Source organism: Neobacillus novalis NBRC 102450 (assembly GCF_001591805.1).
Lineage (GTDB): Bacteria > Bacillota > Bacilli > Bacillales > Cytobacillaceae > Neobacillus > Neobacillus novalis.
In genome coordinates this window covers 1-18,175 of the sequence record NZ_BCVP01000015.1, presented here as the reverse complement: position 1 = coordinate 18,175, position 18,175 = coordinate 1, and the positions used below count along the sequence as shown (strand labels likewise).

Here is an 18,175-nt window from a genome sequence, read left to right as displayed (position 1 = left end):
TTTAATTTCTGAATATTCAATCTTCCGTGAAATTGGCGGCTCGAAAGTTATCATGAATATCCTCTGTCAACCTTGTTTTAAATGGTTTTGTTTTGATGCTTTTGGAGGACCAAAAAAGGGGGAATTTTATTGAAAACGCAGATTGAGCAAAACGGCATTGTCATTTTGACAAAGGAAGCTTCGGACAGCCTGGAGGGAAGTGGGTTATGGAATGACGATCTCCGCCCGACGACCATGAAGGAGCATTCGTGGAAAGGTCTGAACTTTGCGACGCTATGGATTGGAATGTGTTTATGTATTCCAGCTTATACGATGGCAAGCGGATTGATTTCTTTAGGAATGAACTGGTGGCAGGCGATTGCAACCATCTTTGTTGGTAACGTAATTGTTCTTATTCCTATTTTATTGAATTCTCATGCTGGGACAAAATACGGGATTCCGTACCCAGTTTTTGCCCGCCTTTGGTTTGGCTCAAAGGGAGCACATATTCCTGCTATGGCAAGAGCCATTGTTGCTGCTGGCTGGTTTGGTATTAATACCTGGATTGGAACCGGCGCTATCGATACCTTATTATCAGCTTCCTTCTCTTTCTGGAACTTTTCGGGACATACAGTCATTGTCTTTGCTCTTTTTTGGATCTTAAATGTAGCAGTTGCATATAAGGGTCCGCAGGCTATGAAATATTTAAGTTTGATTGCAACTCCTGTCGTTGGGATCTCAGCGATTATTCTCCTCATATGGGCACTCACCAATTCCGGCGGCTGGGGGCCGATTTTATCGACTCCATCTCAATTCCAGACAACCGGTGAATTTTTCAAAGTGTTCTTCCCTGCCGTAACCGGGGTAATTGCCTTCTGGGCTACACTTGCTTTAAACATTCCTGACTTTTGCCGTTACGCAAAAAGCCAAAAGTCGCAAATGGTTGCACAAAGCTTTTCACTCCCACTTACCATGACGATTTTCTCCTTTATTGGAATTGCTGTAACTTCTGCTACTGTGGTCATTTTTGGACAGGCGCTTTGGGATCCGGTTGCGCTTCTGGCAAAGTTCCCGCCATTTATCATCTTTTTAGGTACACTCGTGATCGTTATTTCATCTTTAACTATCAATGTTGGAGCAAACGTGGTTGCGCCAGCACGTGCAATCGAAAATTTGAATCCAAGACGTATTACCTTTGGACTCGGAGCCCTTATTACAGGTCTATTTGCCATCCTCATGCAGCCGTGGTTTATCATGGAAAATTTCGGTAATTACATTTTTGGCTGGCTTGGAACATATGGTGCCTTACTTGGACCAATCGATGGAATTGCCATAGCTGATTACTGGCTTGTTCGTAAACGGCAAATGGCTCTTCATGAGCTGTACGATGTGAACGGCCGTTACAGTTATACGGGCGGTTTTAATAAAAATGGGGTTTATGCGCTCATCATCGGAGTAGCCGTCCCGGTTCTAGGTCTCATCATTCCGGGACTTCATTTCTTATGGGATAATGCATGGACGTTTGGATTGTTTGTATCGATTATTGCCTACACCTATTTAATGAAGGGCGATCAGAGCGTACTCAAAAAAGGTGAGTATGAAAAAATGACAAGCTACAAAAATTCAGTTTCAGGGAATCTTGCCGATACATTGGATGGAAGCAATCCAAATGTTAATCTATATTAAGACCTGAAACCTGCTTAGGTGAAGAGGACTAGAAACTGCTTCATGGGTTATTGAAAGAGAAGTTTAAGAGGATTGTTAAAGAAGGAAAAACGAGTGCCAAATTCATATAAAATTTGGCACTCATTTTTTATAGGTAACCGAATCCGTTAATCGATGAGACTCTTCATTAAATGCTTGTATGTTATTTGTTCACTACGTTATCCTTTAGAGCACTCCAGAACCCAACCAGGATGGATGCGATAAGCACAAGAAATGGCGCATAAAAGATCAGGAATTTTTCCAACACCGTTAGTCCCCCCCCTCCTAAGCATGATCATTTCGATCGCCTTGTACATAGGCTTTGTTAAACAAGAACAGCCTGAGCAACAGATATAGTGACGGCAATAACAAGCAAAGTCCGGCGATAAATGCAATGACTAGCGCAGTTGCCATCGCTTTATTCGTGAAGCTGTCATAAATCGTCAGATATGGATACATTAAATATGGGTAATGAGAAATTCCATAGGCCAAGAAGGCGGACGTAAATTGCCCGATTAATAGCCAAAAGGCGAAACCGTAGGCAAGCCGCTTCCAAAGTAAGAACACCGTCCCCGCAAAGAAAACCACCGATAGCGCAAACAGCCACCAGACATCGACTAAGCGTTGATAATGTTCCGGATTATGTCCCTTCATCTCCACAATAATGCCGGCAGCGGTGATGATTGCCGGCACCGCCCAAATAAGTGCATATTTCCTAAGCAGGCTGACGGCAGCCCGGTCTTTCGCCTTTTGCGCATACCACGTTAAAAACACGGCGGAAATATATAAGACGGATGTCAAACTTAGAACCACAATACTCCATGATAATGGGCTAGTAAACAGAGTCCAATAATCGAGGACAGGTCCTGAATCCAACATGGTGACAAAGCCGCCCTCGGAAATCGTCAAAACAATCGATAAGGAAGCCGGGATAAATAATCCTGTCAATCCGTACAAAATTGTGTAGCGTTTATGCTTCAGTCCCCCGTATGTGGTAAACGCATAATAGGCACCGCGGATGGCCAGCAAAATGATTGCAATGCTCGCGGGGACAAGCAGGGTTGAGCCATAATAATAGGCTGTTTTCGGGAAAAAACCGACAATCCCGACAAAGAAAAACACTAAAAATACGTTCGTCACTTCCCAGACCGGTGATAAATAACGCTGAATCACCTTCGTCAAAATATGCTGTTTACCAGTCACTGTACTAAAGGCGTTAAAGAATCCTGCCCCGAAGTCAATCGATGCAACGATAATATATCCGAAAAGAAACACGCCCAATACGGTAATACCGAGAACCTCCAGCGTCATTTTGCAACACCCGCTTTCTCTCCAGCCCGGTCAGCCAATTCCTGTTCCACCGGATTCCTCCGGAACATCTGCCATAATACGAAAACACTGCCAATCCCAAGGATGAGATAAAGACCAGCAAACAGCCAGAGCATCGTATCGACATGTCCGCTTGTGGTTGCTGCATCCTTTGTCCGCATAATCCCGCGCAATACCCACGGCTGGCGCCCGACTTCATCGAGCCACCAGCCCGCCTCAATCGCGATAATCGACAAAGGACCGCCAAGCACCATAAGCCATCTAAACCATTTTGAAAAAATAAACTGCCATTTACGCCATGTACCAACAACGTACACTAACGATAGAAGAACCATCCACATTCCGATTGTCACCATTAAATCGAACATATAATGGATATAATGCGGCGGGGTGTCGGCCTCCTTAAATTGGTCTAACCCGATCACTTCAGCATTTGGATTGCTATGGGCCAGGATGCTGAGACCAAAGGGAATTTTCAGGGCATATTTCACTTCGCCGTCTGCAAGTACACCGTACAAAATCAGCGGCGCCCCCTTCTCTGTCTCAAAATGCCACTCCGCTGCCGCTAATTTTTCCGGCTGATATTCCGCTAAATACTTTCCGGAAAAATCACCGATGACCGCAGTGGCAATCGAAAAAATCAGCCCAAGCTTCATCGTTAAAAACAGTGCCTTCTTGTGGTACACATGATTAGAGCCCTTCAGCAGCCGGTAAGCGCCGATGGATGCGAGGACAAACGCCGATGTCATATAGGCTGTGACCACGACATGGGCCACCTTGGTCGGCATTGCTGGGTTAAACATGGCGAGCAGCGGACTTACATTCACCAGCTGTCCGTTAACCAAGTCAAAGCCTTGCGGTGCATTCATGAACGCATTCACAATCGTGATAAACACGGCAGAAAAAGAGGCACCGAGCGCAACCGGAATTAACAGCAGCAAATGCTTTTTCTGATTCTCAAATCGATCCCAAGTATATATGTAGATGCCTAGAAAGATTGCTTCAAAAAAGAAGGCGAACGTTTCCATAAATAATGGCAGGGCAATTGTATTTCCTGCCAGCTCCATGAAATTAGGCCATAGAAGCGAGAGCTGCAGGCCAATGGCGGTCCCGGTTACCACCCCGACAGCCACAGTAATGACGAAGCCCCGCGTCCACCTGCGCGCCAGTAAAATATAATGTTCGTCATTTTTCTTAATCCCCACCCATTGGGCAATCATTATCATCAGCGGTATGCCCACGCCGATAGTTGCGTAAATAATATGGAAGGATAAGGTTAATTCTGTTAAGACACGGCTAAAAAATAGTGAATCTGCATTTCCCATATATCGGTCCGACCACCTTTCTTACATTTTGGAAGGCATCATTAACCTGCCTTTAGAACCAATTTCATTCAAAAAATCCGGCCAATAATCGATAAGCCGATAATAAAAGCAACAATAAAGGCCAGCCAGATTAACATTCGTTCTTGTTTTTTATAAATAAGGATCCCCTCCTCTTTGCTCAGTATATCACATACTTCTCAATCCCTATTATTTATTGTTTCCCTTTTTATAACACAAACAAACTCTATAAATTCACAGAAATTTCATATTGAAAAAATGGGGTGCATAGACAAATCACAATAGCCAAATCAAGTTAAGATCCTATCGATTAGTGACAGATATGAAAAGAAGAAGAACCTTATACACTGGCTCTTCTTCCTTTTGCTTTCTGAAATACCATTAGGCACCTGCACTATGAAGGACTTTTTGCTGGCTGCTAACTGCTGATTGAATACGGCTTGTCTCTTGGTCGAGAATGACTTTGATGGCATCAACGATTGATTCCGGATGATCAAGCTCAATCCCCTGCTGATAGGCATCGACGGCCTGCTCCCAGCGCTTCATTTTGCCAGCATCCTGCAAAACAGCGAGCAATTGTTTTTCCAATGGCAGTTTCTGTTCAAGTTCAAAGGCAAGCTCTTTGTCCTTTAAATGATGTAAATTAATTTCCTCCTGACCGGGAAGCATGGAATGAACAAAGATCGGCAGCCGCTTCTTCAGGGCCTCACTCACGGTGACACCGCCTGGTTTGGTCATAATCGCATCGACCGCTTCATAGATCGTGTTCATTTCGATCCTTGAGGAAAGATAGGGCAATGGCTTAATATGTGCTAAATCCCATGAGCGAATTTCCTCATATAGTTTCCGATTCTTGCCGCATAGGACTAAATAATCTATCTGGGTGGAGCATTTTAACTCATCCGCCAGCTTAGCAATCCCGCCCAACCCGCTATTTCCCCCGGCGATTAAAACTTGCGGACGCAGGTTGTTGGTCTTTTTCCTAACGTCGTTCTTGGTAATCCTTTCATGAACAGGAATTCCTGTGACAAACAGCCGTTGTTTTGGAATTTGATACTTCTTAAGCAGGTGTTCCTTTACATGCTGACTTGGAACAAAATGAGCATCAATTCCCTCTCTTCCCCAAATACTATTAATAAAGAAATCGGTATACACGTTAATGACCGGGACGTCACATTTCCCCTTCATTTTTAACTTGCTGAGCAAATTGGAAGGGAAGGCGTGCGTACAAACGATTAAATCCGGTTTCTCCTCCGCCAGCAATTGCTCCATTTTTTTCAAAAACAGCGGTTGATACCATTTAAAGGAATGACCTTTGGCAGGCGGGACGTAAAAAAAGCTTTTATAGGCGAGATTATAGGATTCCGGCGCATAGCGAATCCATTTTAAGTAGCCATTCGTAATCATTTTTTCTAGCGATTTATTGGTATAACTTAATAAGTCAATTTTTTTAAAAATAATATCGTCTGTATGATTTTTTAATAAGTCCATGATTGCCTCAGCGACTTGGTGATGCCCTGACTGCATTTGTAACAGTGGTAAAAACAGAATCTTTTTCATTTGTTTCATCTCCTGTTCTTTTAGAAATCGTTCCTAGAAAAGATGATTTCTCCTTGTCAACTGTATCACTATTTTCTGGAAAAACGAGGTTTTTAATTGATTTTTAATCTTGGTTTCAGCGTTTTTTTACAATACAAAAACCCGAACAACTGCTATCGGGTTTTTGTCTACGTTGGTCTATTTGTTGATTCCGTTTTCTTCCTTTTTATATACTTTATTAAAACATAGAGGATAAAGATGAAGAGTAAGATTATTCCTAAATAAGGGACATAGGCGGGATTAATATTAAATACTTTGCCCGCAAAATATCCTGCCAAAATAAACGGAATGACCCAAAGAAGTGTGCCTATTAGTGAAAAGATAAAAAAGCGCTGAAAGGGAATGTTAGTAATCCCGGCAAAGTATGGGCTTATCTGGCGCAGTCCCGGCAGATAAAAACCCAGCAAGATTGTTTTACGGGCGTTTGTTGTATATTTAGTGCTTACTTTTTCCAAGCGTTCATTTGTAATTCCAACATACTTGCCGTATTTTTTGATAAATGGGGAGCCTGCGTATCGTCCGCAGCTATAAGCTGTCAGCATGCCGACAAAGGCGCCAAGAATCGAAGAAATCATCGCTAATTCTAATGAGAGCCTGTGATGGACACTCAAGACGCCGATTAAAAACAGCAGCGATTCTTCGGGGGCAGGAATGCCGACAATCCCAAAGAATAAAAACAGGAAAATGACGGCGTATCCATAAATCTCAATATAATTTACAATCGTATCAACATTCATAATGGCCTCATCTATCTTTTAATGTGATAAATTTAGTTCCCCTATTTTCCTGTAAATAGATTTCCAAGCTCTTAAGCATATAGCCGGGCGCAGACTTGTCCGCACCAAGCGTTTCCCCGCAGTCATGAAGCAATAGAATCGAACCTGGTTCTGTTGCTAGCCGTAATTGCTCCGTTAAACCATGTTTTCCCTTTGCTTCTTTCCAATCGCCGAAGATATGCGACCAGAGAACGATCTTATATCGTTTACTCAGCAGCAGGCTGACAAGATTAAAATGTCCCCATGGCGGCCGGTAAAACATGACCTTCTCATTCGTACATTCCATGATGGCCAGCTCCGTCATTTGAAGCTGTTTTTTTAATTGATAGGGCGAGAGAATCCAGCTTGAAATATGTTGATAATGATGGATGCCAATCGTATGCCCCTCCTCATTCATGCGTTTAATGATTTCGGGATACTTTTTCACCTTAGCACCGACCACAAAAAAGCTCGCCTTCACATCATGCTTTTTTAAAAGATCTAACAGCTGTGGTGTGTATTCCGGATTGGGACCGTCATCAAATGTGATTGCGATTGCTTCTGTTCTCGTCCGTTTGCTTATGCCCAGATTGCCAATACGAATCAGCACTGTTGGCAATACTGCATAAACAAGAATAAGCATCAATAATAAAATGAAAGCTATGATTACTAGTTTGATCATTTCCTTTTTGGTAAGAACAGCTCTGCCTCCGTTCCTACTCCCTCCGTACTTCTTATTTTTATTTCCCCCTGGTGCTGCTTGATGATGTTTTTGGCAATCGCCAAGCCGAGCCCGGTTCCGCCCGTCTCCCGGCTTCTCGCCTTATCAACCCGGTAAAAACGTTCAAAGATATTTTCGAGTTCCCCCTCGGGTACACCAATCCCATAATCTTTTACGATAATACTGGTCCCTATTTCAGAGTCCTCTAAATAAACGTCTACTTTGTCCATACTGTACTTGATGGCGTTATCGATTAAAATAATAATTGCCTGTTTGAGCTTTACTTCATCCGCGACCACGGTAATGGAGGCTTCATTAACATGGAGGTCAATCATCCGCTTATAGGCAGCTTGCAGTTGTTTGCCTATATTCTCGCATAAAGAGACTAAATTGATTTTCTTTGTTTCTAACAGATTGCCCGATTCGGTATCAGCGAGGTCGAGAAACCGTTCGGTCATTTTTTGAATCCTTGTTGCTTCTGAATGAATCGATTCGATTGCATCGTGGGCAACCGCTTCATTTTGCAGTCCCCGTCTAAGCAAAAGATCTGCATAGCTTTTAATAACGGTAAGCGGGGTTTTTAATTCATGCGAGGCATCGGAGATAAACTGCTTTTGGTTTTCCAAGTTCCTCTCTAGCCGCCCAATCATTCGATTAAAGGTGACAGCCAATTTCTGCAGTTCGTCTTTTGTTTCAAGTTGAATATCAATTTTCTTCGGGATCCCGCTTTGCTCAATATCCTCCATCGTGTTAATCATATTAGAGATCGGCCTCATAATCAGATTGGAGAGCCACCTGCCCCCAAGCAGTGATAGAACTGCTCCAAGGACGGTACAAAAGGCAAGGATCGACAGTAATAAGTCCTTTCCTAATTCCAAGCCGGCTAATTTCTTGCCAAACTCTAGCGTGCCGACAACCTGTCCATTTTTTTGGATTGGCACCCTGACAATCCCAATTTGTTCTTCTTTATTCTTTAGTCTAATCGTCAGCCGGTCAGTTCCTTTTTTAGCGGCAAATTCCGCCTTTATTTTCGCTGCCATCGGCGGATCATTGGTTACTTGATTGACAATTTTTGAATCGGGATTGATGACCCGAATATAGGAATGGTTCGCAAGGTATGGAGTTAAATTCTCCTTCGTGCCGGCAGCGGAGGTCTCCTTGTTGAGCTCCTTTATTAACACACTTGCCTTTTGCAGCAGTTCATCATCTTCCATATTTACGGTAATTTTCATAAAAGAAAAAAAGACCACTGCATTGACCGCTATTAGCACACAAATGATCCAGGTCGTCGTGATTAGATTAATTTTTGTCGTTATCTTCATTTATTTAATTCTCCCTGACTGTATAACCGATTCCCCTAACAGTCTGAATAATCGTTGGATCTGAAAAGCCTTCTTCAATTTTTTTGCGTAAATGTCTGATAAATACATCAATGACATTTGTTTCCCCTTCATATTCATAGCCCCAAACATGAAAAAGAATATTGTCCCTCGTGACGATTTTATTTTTATTGGCCAGTAAATACACGAGCAAATCAAATTCCTTCGGGGTTAACGTAATCGAAGCCTCACCCCTTGTTACCTCTCTCGTCTCAAGATTGACGGTTAGGTCCCTAATTGTTAATACGGAATCCTCCGCTTGTGATGCCTTAACAGCAATGGAATTCTGCCGTAGACAAGAGCGAATTCTCGCCAATAATTCCTCGATTTCAAATGGCTTGGTGATATAATCATTGGCCCCCTGGTCGAGACCTGCCACCTTGTCCATCGTCATGTTACGGGCGGTTAGTAAAATAACAGGGATCAGTGTATTTACTTTGCGTATTCTTCTTAATACCTCAATGCCGTTCATTTCAGGAAGCATGACATCTAATAGGATTAAATCCAGTTTTTCGCTCAAGGCTGATTGCAGCCCTGACTTGCCGTCATAGGCAACCACGACCTCATAGCCTTCATACTCGAGTTCAAGCTTTAAAATCTTGGCGATTTGTTTTTCATCCTCTACTACCAAAATTCGCTGTTTCAAGATGATCGCTCCTTTATGAATCTCTCTCAAGATGCCCATTCCAACTAGTTGCGTAAAACGCTCCCCTTCAATGTAGCATTATTTATCCTTATATTTCTTTTTTTCATAGAAATTTAATCTATTTCAATACGAAAACTCCTTCGGCTTTAAAGAAGCGTAGGAGTTTTTACTGTTGTCGTAGCGCTGTTATTGAATTGGGTTTGATGATTCATCGGTAATGAGGTCCTTTAATGAGTGTCTTCGTGTCGCTAAGGCGAGGTCGGCAAGGAAGTATAACCCTGCCACAGCCCAAATCCATGCCCAAAAAGGCGCGATTGCTCCATAGAAAGCAGTGAGGGCCGGATGGATCCATTGTACACAAATGATGGCGAGGACACCCCAGCAAAGAGAAAAGGGCAAACAAATATGACCGTGCAGCTGCATTGGGGTGTCGGAGTAATCCCACCACTGGCGGTTGAATAATTTCTGTAGCAAAGCACCGCTCACATATTCCACAATCGTCGGAATGAAAAAGCAAAGCACGGCCACAACCGCCAAATGTGTGTTCGCCGGTATTAAATAGACCAGGAGGATAGGGGCAAAGCCATACATCGGTTTAAATGGCCCCCACAAAAAATTGGGTTTGAAAAATACCCGTTTTGTGAAGAAGCTGTAGCTGTTTTCGAGCAGCCAGCCCATAAACGAATACAGCGTGAAATAAAAAACGATGGCCGCCGCTCCTTCCACATTAAAAATCCCCGGATTTTGAAACTCAATACTATTCAGCAAGCTAATAATCATGGCTAAACCACCTTTTATAGATTGGAAAATTTACCATTATAGGTTTAACCGATCGTTTTCCAGATATGCATAAATTCTCCAAAAAAACACGAAAATTAGAGGGCCCTAGAAACTGATCCTTATTGGGTACCGGCTATAGGTGTGATTCCGCCAAACCTACTTTTAACACACATTTTTTCGTTCTTATTTTGAATTAATAAACAGAAAACACCAATTTGTTTATTGTTAAAATCGTCTGGAGCTGTAAAATTAAAGTAGAAGCATCTCTAGAGGAGGAATGGGAATGGATCCAACAATTAAAGTAGAAGATGTCAATAAAAGCTATGGTAAAAAGCCCGTTTTGAGTGGTGTTAACTTAACAATCCCGAAAGGTCAATTATTCGGGTTAATCGGACCTTCAGGGGCAGGGAAAACCACGCTTGTCAAAATGATTGTTGGCATGGAAAAGGCAGATACCGGATCGATTCATGTATTAAATCAAAAAATGCCCAACCTTGGCTTACTCCAGGAAATCGGTTATATGGCGCAATCGGACGCCCTCTATGTTGAGTTAACAGGTGAGGAGAATCTGAAGTTTTTTGCTTCACTTTTTGGCTTAAATAAGGAAGCGCAGAAAAAGCGGCTTGCTTACGTGGCCAGCTTAGTAAACCTGACGGCGGACCTAAAGAAGCGCGTAGCGGCCTATTCAGGCGGAATGAAACGACGCTTATCCCTGGCAATCGCACTGATTCAAGATCCGAAGATTTTAATATTAGATGAACCGACTGTGGGAATTGACCCCGAATTAAAATTATCAATTTGGAAAGAGTTTTTACGATTGAAAAATGAAGAAGGAAAAACGATTATCGTGACCACACACGTGATGGATGAGGCAGTGAAATGTGATTATGTCGCCATGGTCCGCGATGGCCGCATTTTAACCAGCGGTTCGCCAAGTGAGTTAAAAGCGTTATACGAAACAGACGATTTTGATGAGGTATTCCTGAAAGCAGGGGTGAAACAGGCATGAGAATGACGGCATTAATCAAAAGAATCTGCCAGCAATTGCTTCGTGATAAACGGACTTTAGCATTAATGTTTGTGGCTCCGCTCTTAATTTTAACGCTGATGTACTTTTTATTTAATGGCAATACAGTTGATCCCAAATTAGGCGTCTCAGGTGTGGACAGTAATTTGGTGGAAGCATTGAAAAAGGCGGACATTAACGTAAAACAATTTGAAAATGTAACAAATAAGACAGTGGTTAATGAAGACCTCGACGGTTTGCTTAATCATGAAAATGGGATAATGAAATTGACGCTGCTAAATGACGACCCTTCAAAAGCGAAAGTGCTGCAAATGAAGGTCAATCAGGTGGTTGCTGCCGAGTTCCAATTCAAGATGATGATGAAAAGTTCTGGACCAGCGCCAACTATAACACCAACAAGTATCGATGTAAACTATGTTTACGGTAATGCGGATACTGTCTTTTTTGATGTCTTAAGCCCGATTTTAGTAGGATTCTTCGTCTTCTTCTTTGTGTTTATTATTTCGGGGATTGGCCTATTACGTGAGCGGACGACCGGCACATTGGAAAGGTTATTGTCGACGCCAATTCGAAGAGTAGAAATTGTTACAGCCTACTTGGTTGGTTATGGAATATTCGCTGTCATTCAAACGCTGATTGTCGTCTTTTATGCAATCAATGTATTAGACATCGTGCTTGCCGGCTCGATTTGGAATGTGGTATTGATTAACTTGCTGCTCGCTCTGGTAGCACTTTCTTTAGGGATTCTGTTATCGACCTTTGCGGCTTCAGAATTTCAAATGATACAATTTATCCCGATAGCGGTTATTCCACAAATATTTTTTGCCGGGATCTTCCCGCTTGAAGGGATGGCCAATTGGTTACAGGCAGTCGCGAGGATTATCCCAATGTATTATGCAGGGGACGCCTTAAAGGGCGTTATGTATAAAGGAGCCAGCTTAAGCGAAATCAGCGGCGATCTCTTCGCCTTAGTTATTTTCGCTGCCATCTTCATTGTACTTAATATCTTGGCTTTGAAAAAATATCGAAAATTATAAGCATAAATGAAGCCAAAGGATAGGAAATCCTTTGGCTTCATTTATTTGGCATGTCTGTATTAAAAAAATCATATTTACCCCTTGCTTATTAAATCGGATTCGATTAGTATCTAATTAGATAAATACAAAAGTAGGTGAATGAACGAATGCAGTTAAACAAAATTGTTGAATTCCATAAAGCATTAGGTGATCTGACACGGATTCGGATTATTGCCTTGCTAAAGCAAGGTCCTTTGAATGGGCAAGCGATTGCTGAGACGTTAGGGCTTAAGCCGCCAACGATTACACACCATATGACGAAGCTGCGTGAGGTTGGACTTATTAAAGAACGCCGTGATAAAAATACGATCTATTTTTCTCTTAATACAAAAATATTAGAAATGAGTGCTAAGGGCATTTTATCTGTTGGAACAGGAGGTGATGCAAAAATGGAAATGTCGGTTACTGAAGAGGAACGATCAGCTATTATCAATAATTTCTTCACGAAAGATGGGAAACTGAAAAACTACCCTGCACAAAGAAAGAAAAAGCTTGTGGTACTAGCTCATATGATCAAAGGATTGGAATTCGGAAAAGTCTATCAAGAGAAAGAAATCAATGAATATTTAAAGCATTATCATGAGGATTATGCAACATTAAGACGCGAACTGATTATGTGCCAATATATGTACCGAGAAAACAATCAATATGAGTTAAATCCGGTTGAGTTATGGTGGTTGAGTTAAAGGGTGTCAGCCGGCACCCGTTTTTTTTACCCAACTAATTAGATGAATATAAAATTAGATATATGTAAAAGAAGGTGATAGATATGGGTATTTCATTTTTAAAGGAAGAAAAACAATATCGGAGATTATTTCTAGCTGGAATTGTGAATGGGATTGGCGACCGCTTTAGTTCCGTAGCTGTGTTAGCTATGCTTTTGCATGTAACAGGGTCAGGCTTGGCGGTGGGAACGACTCTAGCCATTCGGCTGGTGCCCTCATTATTTTTTGGACCAATAGTGGGAAGGCTGGTAGATCGATTTTCGCGAAAAACAATATTAGTCACAACTGACCTTATTAGAGTTGCGGTAGCCTTATCTTTCCTTTTTGTTCACAGTAAGGAGGATCTCTGGATTGTCTATTGTAGTTCGTTTATTTTGGCTTCAGGAGAAGCTATTTATGGACCGGCAAGAAAATCGGGCATAGCTGGGCTCGTGAGCAAAGAGCATCTTGTGAAAGTGAATAGTTTGGAGCAAGTCATGGTCGGGATTGTTTTAATCATTGGAGCCATTTCAGGTGGAATCGTTTCAGCTATTTTTGGGGCTGGTGTGACATTTTGGTTAAATGCAGTTTCATTTTTAGGAGCTGGAGCCATCATCTCGACTATTACGTTTCCCAAAAATAAAAACATAGAAAAAGTAGATGAGTCCAATAAGGAAAGTCCAATCTCAACCTTCAAAAAGGTAATCTTGATGTCTGTACCGGTTCAAATCCTTCTTTTATGTGAGATATTAATTGCTTCTATGAATGGAATTGATAATGTTCTAATCAGCGTCTATGCGATTAATGAGTTTCAGCTTGGAGATGTTGGGGTAGGTCTTTTTTATGGTGCCTTAGGGATTGGTTTAATGTTAAGCTTTTCAGTCGCCAATCAACTACGAAAAAATTTCCTTGTTACAGGTTTAGTATGTCTATTGCTTGAAGGGGTATTTCTAGTCTTATTAAGCCGAACACATTTAGTGGTTTTCGCACTGCTTATATTCTGTGGTGCTGCGTTTATGTCCGGGATTGGAAATACGTGCTTCGACACCACTCTCATGAAGGAAATTCCCGAGGAGCATCAAGGAACCATGTTTGGGCTACTGGCAACAATCTCAAACACCATTTTGGGAATGTCTATGTTTTTATCCGGATCCGCACTCCAATACCTCACACCCCGTTCCTTGGGTCTGCTTGGAGGTATTGCCTATATTCTTGTTGCCATTTTCCTAATGGTAACCATTTCAACCAAATCATATCGAAAGAGAGGTACCATTTGAATGGGACCTCTCTTCCCCTTTTTAAAGAATGACTCTTGGTTTTTGGTTGTATTATTCTCCTGTTTCACTAAATCGCTTGATTCTATTTCCAATTTCATCACGGACACGCTGAAAGAATGCCCATTTTTCCTCATCTGTTCCTTGTGCTTTTGCTGGGTCATCAAATCCCCAATGCACTCGTTTTACTTTTGGCGGGGTAATTGGGCATTTGTCAGCAGCGTCACCACATAGCGTGACAACTAAATCTGCGTTGTTTAAATATACAGGTTCAATAATATCAGAAGTATGATTTGAAATATCAATTCCAGCTTCTTTCATCGCCTTTACAGCATTGGGGTTCAACCCGTGTGCTTCAATGCCGGCACTGCGTACTTCCCACTCATTACCTAAATAATTCTTTGCCCAACCTTCAGCCATTTGGCTTCGACATGAGTTTCCTGTACATAAAAAATAAAGAGTTTTTTTAGACATGTTGCTCGCTCCTTTTTGTATCGTCTATTAATTTATAAATGATTGCCGCACACATGGCCCCTAAAATAGTCGCAATAATATACACCCATAAATGTTGAAGTGTTCCTGATACGATTGCTGGACCAATCGATCTTGCTGGATTCATCGAGGCACCACTAATGGGACCACCAAACATCGCTTCTAACCCCACTGTTGCCCCAATTGCTATTCCTGCAAAGGGTTTTGCTGCTTTACCATGAACAGCAGCTCCAAAAATAACAAACATTAAGAAAAATGTAAGGATGAATTCTAAAACAAACGATTGAGACCATGTACCGCTTGGTAGGGTAGTACCTAATGATGCTACATTTCCAAATAAAGGAAATAAGGTGAGACTAGCTGCAATCCCTGCAATTATTTGTGTAAAAATATAATAAACGGCTTCCTTTTTAGTAATATCCTTATGAATTAAAAATCCAATGGTAACTGCAGGGTTAAAATGTGCACCTGAGATGTGACCGAACGTGTAAATTAATGCCATTACAACTAGCCCGAATGTAATGGCTACGCCAACATGTGTTAAACTTTTCGTCATAGTATCTATTACTACTGCACCTGTCCCGGCAAAAACAAGAAAATAGGTTCCTAAAAATTCACTTATAAGCTTTTCTTTCATTGTTTTAATCCCCTTGATGATGAAAATTCTTGACGCAAAACAGGATCTATCTATACCTCGCACGTCTTGACTAAAAAAGTATCACAAGCGATTAACAGTCGCAACGTATGAATGAAATCTCATCCAAATGGTCAATAATGGTCTGAATATACGGTTGTTGCACATCATTTAATCGATAATGCTTCCATGTTCCTGCTGGTCTTTCGACAATGATTCCTGCTTCTTTTAACTTTTTCAATTGTTGACTGACAGCAGGTTGAGAAATATTTAACACATCAACAAAATCACAAGCACATACTTCCCCTTTTTTAAGACAAGCCAACAGCTTTAAACGATTAGGATCACTCACAGCTTTTAACTGTTTCGCCATTATTTCAAGATTCTCCAAAAAAGTCATCCCCTTCACTTAATAAGCGTTTACTTATATAATAATTCACTTATATAAAAACCGCAAGTTAACTATTATTAATTTTTTGTAAAACATCTAAAAGATTATTCAAGTATAAAAACTAATATCTTTTTTCTTTTTTCAAACTTTAAAGGCCATCATTATAGAGAAATGATGACCTGGTCCGAATATAAACAAACATAAAAAAAGCTACCTAAGTAGCCTTTCTACTTAACATAAACCCTGTAAAGTTCAAGAATGTACTAATCGTCTTCTAAATATTTATCTATAGTGTCAAAATTAGCACATCCAATTACATGTTCACAACTATCTGGTATTGACACAATTTCTAATGTTTGTGAAAAATGCTCACTTTTTGATGGCATTAAATGATGGCACTCACCATTGTCGTATTTATGAGCAAATCTTATTAACTCTTTTCTAAGTCCTTAAAGTCCATCACGACTTAATTGCAGTTGTACTCTATAATTTGAAGGATTTTAAATTTTTTACCATGTTTTCTATCTAATATTATTACCCTACACAAATTATTATTCTCTTCTTCGAAATCTTCTAAGTCATCAAAATTGGGATTCAGATTAACTACATATTCAGCCATATAATCGCCCCTATTAATAGAAATGCGTACCTTTGTGCTAAATTAATTCAATTAATTTTGAAGAAATCCTTCTTCATCTCCCTTTTACAACAAAATGGCTGGAATTATTTTGCGAATATAATGTTTGTAAGGCCTAAAATGTCTGCGGCTGGCATTACCACACCTTGTTTTAGAATATAAAGCAAGTGGTAGTTAAGTATTTACCTTATCTCCTTAAATTGGAGAATAACCGTACCATATTAATCGTAGTAGTTAATACGTAAACCGACTTTATCAAGTTTGTTTACTTTGAATTAATGAGCAATAAAAAGCAAAAGGCATCTTATTAATGATGTCTTTTGCTTTTTATATGTTTTTCTAATTATTAGATAATGCACGCGTCATTTACTTAGCTCTGTAACCTCAATAATTATAAGGGTATAGTTTCAATATTAGGAATTTTCAAGGCGTACAATTCCGAATATTTCTTCTTCATTTAATAATTACTTTATTATTAAGTCTATTCTTTTTATAAATGAATCAATTTCATAAATCTCAGATTAGTCGTACCAAGGTTTTTAACGCAACAAGGGTAGTTTCTCAATTTCATATTTATATTAACAGATGTCCAATCCCCTTTTATTATTTCTAGTGAACATGACATACGTTATGTTCACTATGAAATCAAGTAAATAATGAAGAAAGTATTCTACTCTCAAAAAAAGGAACCAAATTTTAAAAAAAGAGCAAATTGACTATTACAGTTACCCTGTCCTTTTCTCTATGAATGAATACACTAGTTAAGTAGTTAAAATAAAAATAAGGAGTGAATTTTATGAGTGATAACAAAAAAACTAACAGCACTAACCAAGCATTTGACCCGGCTTGTCCCGTATCATCAACAGAACTGATCCCATTAAACACTACACTTTCAAAAAGTGTTACCCCAACCATTAAAACACCAGTTGTATTAGCAGAACCAACCTTGCAAATTGTTGTAGAAGCTGATATTCCACTTTCTCCAGCAGCAACAGAAATAAAGCGTGTGGTGAAAAATGTATTTCTAAATCAGGTAAAACTTGTTCCTGTTGCATTTGCACCTATTGACGGATCTGACTTTTTCAACGTAACAAGAGCTAAATTAATTGTATCTGGATTTATTCGTAAGAATATTGAATATGCTACAGCTGATTGTAATGCACCACTCCAGGATCGAATTGCCGATGTTCCATTTTCTGGTTTTTCAGACCTTACAACATTCCTTAATCCACCAATTTTCAGTGTTTCGGTAGACAACAAATCTAACTTCCTTAATGAGCAAAATGGTCTAGTCCCACGATTAGATAAATTTTTCTTTCAAAATTTCGTCAATTATAATGAACAGCCTTTTGGTGAGTTAGTTTCTGCTAATTTCTTTGAACTTGATTTCTCCCCAACTTTTGTAGACCCTGAAGCAGCATTTAGCACCTTGCGCGAGAAAATCGTTATGGATCTTACTGTAAAAGTATTACAAACTCAACAAATAGGTATCACTGGAACTACTGGTCCAACTGGTGCTACAGGCGCTACTGGCGCTACTGGTGCTACGGGCGATACCGGTGCTACCGGTGCTACTGGCGATACTGGTGCTACTGGTGCTACCGGTGCTACGGGTCCTTCCGGTGGACCTACCGGTGCTACCGGCGCTACTGGCGCTACAGGTGCTACAGGTGCAACCGGCGATACTGGCGCAACCGGTGCTACT

At 40.6% G+C, this 18,175-nt stretch carries 17 protein-coding genes and 1 pseudogene; 6 read left to right on the top strand and 12 right to left on the bottom strand.

Annotated elements, in window-relative coordinates; all coding sequences use genetic code 11:
- The first annotated feature begins 129 nt into the window (after positions 1–129).
- The gene (locus tag BANVL01_RS12150) at positions 130–1,665 is read left to right on the top strand and encodes an NCS1 family nucleobase:cation symporter-1 (RefSeq protein WP_066091733.1); all 1,536 of its coding nucleotides are present in this window, start codon (positions 130–132) and stop codon (positions 1,663–1,665) included.
- A 181-nt stretch (positions 1,666–1,846) separates the two neighbouring features.
- Here BANVL01_RS12150 and cydS read toward each other — a convergent pair whose 3' ends face one another.
- The 9 genes from cydS to BANVL01_RS12110 all read right to left on the bottom strand — a co-directional run bounded on the left by cydS (position 1,847) and on the right by BANVL01_RS12110 (position 10,235).
- Positions 1,847–1,948, bottom strand: a complete 102-nt coding sequence (cydS, locus tag BANVL01_RS28870; protein WP_425311843.1) for a cytochrome bd oxidase small subunit CydS family protein — start codon at positions 1,946–1,948, stop codon at positions 1,847–1,849.
- Positions 1,949–1,968: 20 nt separating this feature from the next.
- Positions 1,969–2,994 (bottom strand): cytochrome d ubiquinol oxidase subunit II, encoded by a 1,026-nt coding sequence (locus BANVL01_RS12145; protein WP_066091736.1) that lies wholly within the window; start codon positions 2,992–2,994, stop codon positions 1,969–1,971.
- Positions 2,991–4,337 (bottom strand): cytochrome ubiquinol oxidase subunit I, encoded by a 1,347-nt coding sequence (locus tag BANVL01_RS12140; protein ID WP_066091741.1) that lies wholly within the window; start codon positions 4,335–4,337, stop codon positions 2,991–2,993. The genes BANVL01_RS12145 and BANVL01_RS12140 overlap by 4 nt, the downstream gene beginning before the upstream one ends.
- A 399-nt stretch (positions 4,338–4,736) precedes the next feature.
- Complete coding sequence (locus BANVL01_RS12135) at positions 4,737–5,915, bottom strand: MGDG synthase family glycosyltransferase (protein ID WP_066091744.1); 1,179 nt, start codon at positions 5,913–5,915, stop codon at positions 4,737–4,739.
- 167 nt (positions 5,916–6,082) lie between these two features.
- On the bottom strand, positions 6,083–6,691 hold the full coding sequence (locus BANVL01_RS12130) for a DedA family protein (protein ID WP_066091747.1): 609 nt from the start codon (positions 6,689–6,691) through the stop codon (positions 6,083–6,085).
- Positions 6,692–6,698: 7 nt separating this feature from the next.
- Positions 6,699–7,391, bottom strand: a complete 693-nt coding sequence (locus tag BANVL01_RS12125) for a polysaccharide deacetylase family protein (RefSeq protein WP_066091750.1) — start codon at positions 7,389–7,391, stop codon at positions 6,699–6,701.
- On the bottom strand, positions 7,388–8,752 hold the full coding sequence (locus BANVL01_RS12120; RefSeq protein ID WP_066091753.1) for a HAMP domain-containing sensor histidine kinase: 1,365 nt from the start codon (positions 8,750–8,752) through the stop codon (positions 7,388–7,390). Before BANVL01_RS12120 ends, BANVL01_RS12125 begins: the two co-directional genes overlap by 4 nt.
- Positions 8,753–8,756: 4 nt before the next feature.
- Positions 8,757–9,455, bottom strand: coding sequence for a response regulator transcription factor (locus tag BANVL01_RS12115; protein ID WP_066096914.1), 699 nt, complete (start codon positions 9,453–9,455; stop codon positions 8,757–8,759).
- Positions 9,456–9,641: 186 nt separating this feature from the next.
- Positions 9,642–10,235 carry a putative ABC transporter permease gene (locus BANVL01_RS12110; protein WP_066091754.1) on the bottom strand — a complete coding sequence of 198 codons (594 nt, stop codon included), beginning with the start codon at positions 10,233–10,235 and terminating at the stop codon, positions 9,642–9,644.
- 283 nt (positions 10,236–10,518) lie between these two features.
- Here BANVL01_RS12110 and BANVL01_RS12105 point away from each other — a divergent pair, with 283 nt between their 5' ends.
- The 4 genes from BANVL01_RS12105 (at position 10,519) to BANVL01_RS12090 (ending at position 14,319) form a co-directional block, all read left to right on the top strand.
- Positions 10,519–11,244, top strand: coding sequence for an ABC transporter ATP-binding protein (locus tag BANVL01_RS12105; RefSeq protein WP_066091757.1), 726 nt, complete (start codon positions 10,519–10,521; stop codon positions 11,242–11,244).
- Positions 11,241–12,299, top strand: a complete 1,059-nt coding sequence (locus tag BANVL01_RS12100; protein WP_066091760.1) for an ABC transporter permease — start codon at positions 11,241–11,243, stop codon at positions 12,297–12,299. Before BANVL01_RS12105 ends, BANVL01_RS12100 begins: the two co-directional genes overlap by 4 nt.
- 146 nt (positions 12,300–12,445) lie before the next feature.
- Complete coding sequence (locus BANVL01_RS12095; protein WP_066091763.1) at positions 12,446–13,024, top strand: DUF2087 domain-containing protein; 579 nt, start codon at positions 12,446–12,448, stop codon at positions 13,022–13,024.
- Between the two features lie 83 nt (positions 13,025–13,107).
- Positions 13,108–14,319, top strand: a complete 1,212-nt coding sequence (locus BANVL01_RS12090) for an MFS transporter (protein ID WP_066091766.1) — start codon at positions 13,108–13,110, stop codon at positions 14,317–14,319.
- 51 nt (positions 14,320–14,370) lie between these two features.
- On the opposite strand, the gene arsC is transcribed toward BANVL01_RS12090, so the two are convergent.
- The 3 genes from arsC to BANVL01_RS12075 form a co-directional block, all read right to left on the bottom strand.
- A complete protein-coding gene (gene arsC / locus BANVL01_RS12085) occupies positions 14,371–14,790 on the bottom strand; it encodes an arsenate reductase (thioredoxin) (protein ID WP_066091770.1) in 420 nt (139 codons plus the stop codon).
- The gene (locus BANVL01_RS12080) at positions 14,783–15,445 is read right to left on the bottom strand and encodes an MIP/aquaporin family protein (protein WP_066091773.1); all 663 of its coding nucleotides are present in this window, start codon (positions 15,443–15,445) and stop codon (positions 14,783–14,785) included. Before BANVL01_RS12080 ends, arsC begins: the two co-directional genes overlap by 8 nt.
- A 91-nt stretch (positions 15,446–15,536) precedes the next feature.
- A complete protein-coding gene (locus BANVL01_RS12075; RefSeq protein WP_066091776.1) occupies positions 15,537–15,842 on the bottom strand; it encodes an ArsR/SmtB family transcription factor in 306 nt (101 codons plus the stop codon).
- Between the two features lie 1,424 nt (positions 15,843–17,266).
- Here BANVL01_RS12075 and BANVL01_RS12070 point away from each other — a divergent pair.
- A pseudogene (locus tag BANVL01_RS12070) lies at positions 17,267–17,956 on the top strand (CsxC family protein); the annotation flags it as partial.
- Positions 17,957–18,175: the final 219 nt, after the last annotated feature.